This is a genomic window from Okeania sp. SIO2B9 (assembly GCF_010672505.1).
In the GTDB taxonomy this organism is placed as follows: domain Bacteria; phylum Cyanobacteriota; class Cyanobacteriia; order Cyanobacteriales; family Microcoleaceae; genus Okeania; species Okeania hirsuta.
On record NZ_JAAHGK010000682.1, the window covers coordinates 1 to 4,130 of the forward strand.

Sequence of the window (4,130 nt, forward strand, 5' to 3'; positions counted from 1 at the left end):
TGAGCACAACTATAGCTCCCAATCTCTCAGAAGCATTTGCTTGAGTTACTCAAACACCTATTAATAGTCCTTGAGAGTCTACAACTATATGGCGCTTACGCCCTTTAACCTTTTTTCCACCATCGAAGCCATAGACACAGCCCTTTTTTCTATTGTTGAACGTACCTTTCCCTTTACTGAATTAATTTTTCCCAAGCCTGCCACAAAATTTGTGAAGTTTCCACCGGACTTTTCGGTAAACTTTGCCGCGCCTTCTCCAAACACATCTGTGCTTTTTGCTCATCTCCAGACTTCTTAATTGCCAAACTCAACCATAACCAAACCATAGGTTGATTCCCCTCAATATCCAAAGACTTAAAATAACTTTCCACAGCCTTTTCATATCTTTGCAATTGATAAAATAACACCCCCAAACTTCGCCATGCTTGCCAATGATTAGGCTGCAATTTCACAGTTTTTTGATAACAAAAAATTGCCTCTTCATAACGTTTCAACTGATGACAAACCTCAGCCTTCTTATACCAAGCATCATAATTATTTGGTCGAATAGAAATAGCAAGGTCATAAGAAGCGATCGCTGCTTCAGTTTTCCCAAATTCTTGCATAATTCGACCTTTAATAACTTGTGGAATACCCCCAAGCATTTTTGTTAACAAAGAAGGATTATTACCTCCTGCTTGAGATTTTGAAGAGGCAAAACTTTTCTGATATTTTACCGACTCTAATTCTTTTAAAACATCTTCTACAGACTGATACCTTTGATTAATGTTTGGAGCCAAAAGCTTATCAATAATTATCCCCAATTCTTTACTAATATTAGACTGTAAATATTGTCGCCAAACCCACTTACCCTCAACAACATCAAACAACTCAAAAGGCGCTACTTGAGTCAACAAATATATACAAGTAACCCCCAAATTATAAAGGTCACTAGCAGGAACCGCCTTTCCCGCCAACTGTTCCGGAGCAACATATCCCGCACTACCAATCATCGTTCCAGTTTGCCCAAGAGAAGATTCTGTAATTACCTTGCTAGCTCCAAAATCCACCAACACCAACTGGCCTTTAATTTCCCCTCTACCATCAGGAAGCGTAATTGAGTTTCGCCGAATAATATTTTCTGGCTTAATATCGCGATGAATTACCTGCCGTTCGTGGACAAATTCCAACACAGGCAACAAATCCCAAAGTAACTCCTGAATCTGATTTTCAGTAAAAACCCCATTAACAACCAATTCCTGCTCTAAATTTTGCCCATCAATAAATTCTTGGATGAGATATTGTTGCTCACCTTGTTGAAAATGAGCCATTAATTCTGGGATTTGAGGATGTTGACCCAACTCATCAAGTCTGGCGGCCTCCCGACCAAATAACTCAGCAGCTTTTTCGGCATTGGCACTATTTTGAGGAAAAAATTGTTTAATTACACAACGGGGTCGGGAAGGTTTATACTCATCTACAGCAAGGAATGTTTTGCCAAAGCCACCTTGACCAATAGGCTTAACAGTACGGTAGCGATCGCCCAAAAGTAACTTAGCTCCGCAGCTGTGACAAAATCGATGACCGGAAGGATTATATGGCTTTCGGCATTCAGAGTTAAGACAGTAGCTCATCCTGATTTTTAACTTGAAAATTTAGTTATATCAACTCACTTCAATTGACCTTAATATTAGGCACTACTGTTGTTTGCTAAAGCTTAAAAACATAGACTATCTTAGACAAATATATACAAAAGGAATATATACAAAAGGTCTATGTTTTTACGCCATTAATCTGTGTTATTATTGCATATGTCTGCTAAGACCAGAGGATTTTAGTAACAATTATGGAGTGTTTTGGACTCGACTTTTCATAAGGACGAAAACCCCAGAGGGAATCCTAAACTCAATGTGTTTGAGCGGAACATTAACCTTCTTTGCCAGTAGACTTATGGACAGGTGAGCCGGAAAATCGCTCTTAGTCACCGATGAAGAGCGTGTCTAGGATTGTCTAGATTTTTAGAAGGTGCTACTAACTTCTTATATCATCAGGACTTACGCACGGACACTAAATCGAGTGAGGGCGAATGCCATTTGCTAACGCAAAGCTCCGAATGGCGTCCCTACATATGACGTTTTCAAGGTGAATTTGCGTAAGTCCTGATCATGTCCGTTTAATTAGCGATCAAAAACTATCTTCTCCTTTTCCTTTTTTTTTCCTCCTGACTCCTGACTCCTGACTCCTGACTCCTGACTCCTCCGTTCTATCAGAGTTCAGATTCGAGAACCGAAGAAGGGATAGGTACTTCTTCAACAGTTGGATATTTTTCTATAGTTAAATTTGATTGCTGAGCTCCAGATAGTCGTTTGAGAAGCTTAGGTTTAGGGTCATGTAGCAAATAAATAATCCGATCGCCTGGTTGCCAATTTTCTGTGGCAGATAATACTTGAAGACTTCCTTGCCTTTCAATCAAAAGTGGCATTAACTCCCTTGCTCCAATAAGTGCCTTAAGGTGAGTCTTTTGGAACTCAAATCCCAATTGCTTAAGGACTGTTTCCCCTAATTTCACTTCTCTGTCAGAAAGATATTTATTCCAACTTTTGATATTTAACTCTAAAGCAAATGGTTGTTGAACCTTCTCTTTACCATTTTGACTTTTATGCTGGGGACTTTTTGGATAAATAGCTAATACTCTTGGTGGCTTAAATTCTTCTGCTGCTCTTTGAGCCAAAACTAAATTTACTTCTTCATTCTTAGTCATTGCTAAGAAAGTTCCCACTGATTCTAAACCAGCCTCTTCTAGGACATTAGTATCAAAGGCACTACTTTTGTATACTTGCAAACCTTCCTTCTCTGCCTGCTGACAAGCTTCCTCATCCGTATCTATGAGTACCACTGATTCACCCCTGTCCTTAAATATACGTCCAATCAATCGGGACAGAGGATTGGAACCCACAATAACAGCACCAGTAGCAGCACTAGAAGTAATTCCCAAAAATTGAGCCACAAACCTTGCGGTTAGTCCTTGACTAAATACAGTCATAATAATTGTCAAGAACACCAAAGCCTTAATAGAGTCACCACCATTAATACCTTTCTGAGTTAACAAGATAGCAAACAAAGAAGAAACTGAAGCCGAAACTATTCCTCTAGGAGCAACCCAACTGACAAACATCTTTTGTCGCCAATTAAGCTTACTATTCCAAGTACAAATTAAGACGTTGAGAGGGCGAACCAGGAACATCAAACTCAAAACGGTAAATACACTTCCCCAACCTAGAGCAACAATACTTGCTAAGGATAGGTCTGCTGCTAGTAAAATAAACAACACTGAAACGGCCAACATTGTTAGTTGTCCTTTAAACCGCCTTAATAATCGTAACTCTGGTATTTCGGCTGCCCCAACGAAAATTCCTGCTACGACTGTGGTCATCAATCCTGATTCACTACGGACTTGTTCTGCTAGACCAAACATTCCCCATAGAGCCGCCAAAACTACCAGATTTGCTAATTCTTCAGACAGAAACTTTGCTCTTTTGAGGGTAAATCCTAAAATCCAGCCTCCTGTTGCACCAATGATAGTCCCCATTCCTAAGCGCACAACTAGGTCTCTAAATAATCCTAAAGGGTCAGCGCCTTCATTTAAAACTATGTTCAATACCAATACGGCCAGAATTGCTCCTACAGGATCGATGAGAACTCCTTCTCCTTCCAACAAGGTCGCTACTTGTCGGTCTACTGAAACCTGTTTGAGCAATGGCCCTACCACGGTTGGCCCTGTAACTACTACTAACGAGGCATAAAGGAATGCGATCGGCCAGGGAAACTCACCTAACCAGTGAGCGGCCATGCCACCACCAATTAAGGTTACCAGTGTACCTATGGTTACTAAGTTGCGGATACTACCGGAAACTTTTCCTAATTCTCTAAGTTCCAAATTCAAGCCCCCCTCAAAGAGAATGAGGGCTACAAATAAGGATACTACCACTTCTAAACCATTACCCAGTAGGTTTGGATGTACCACTCCAAAACATCTTTGCCTACTAGAATACCAAATAGTAGTAAAAAGACTATCGCAGGTACTTTCAGGTAGGCTGCCAGAACTTGGGCTGCTATACCACTGATTACAGTCAGGATGATCAGCAGAGTTA

1 protein-coding gene and 2 pseudogenes are annotated in these 4,130 nt (G+C 40.4%); all 3 read right to left on the reverse strand.

All coding sequences use genetic code 11. The features are described 5' to 3' along the window. Positions 1–52 precede the first annotated feature (52 nt). Positions 53–148: pseudogene (locus tag F6K13_RS21540) on the reverse strand (IS5/IS1182 family transposase); the annotation flags it as partial. Positions 149–173: 25 nt separating this feature from the next. After that, entirely contained in the window at positions 174–1,613 is a 1,440-nt protein-coding gene (locus F6K13_RS35315; protein WP_124145604.1) for a protein kinase, read from the reverse strand. Positions 1,614–2,245: 632 nt separating this feature from the next. Beyond that, a pseudogene (locus F6K13_RS21555) lies at positions 2,246–4,130 on the reverse strand (cation:proton antiporter); the annotation flags it as partial.

What these genes read in the sequence shown, in the direction of transcription:
- F6K13_RS35315 (WP_124145604.1), bottom strand. Translation starts at nt 1,613, where the DNA reads ATGAGCTACTGTCTTAACTCTGAATGCCGAAAGCCATATAATCCTTCC.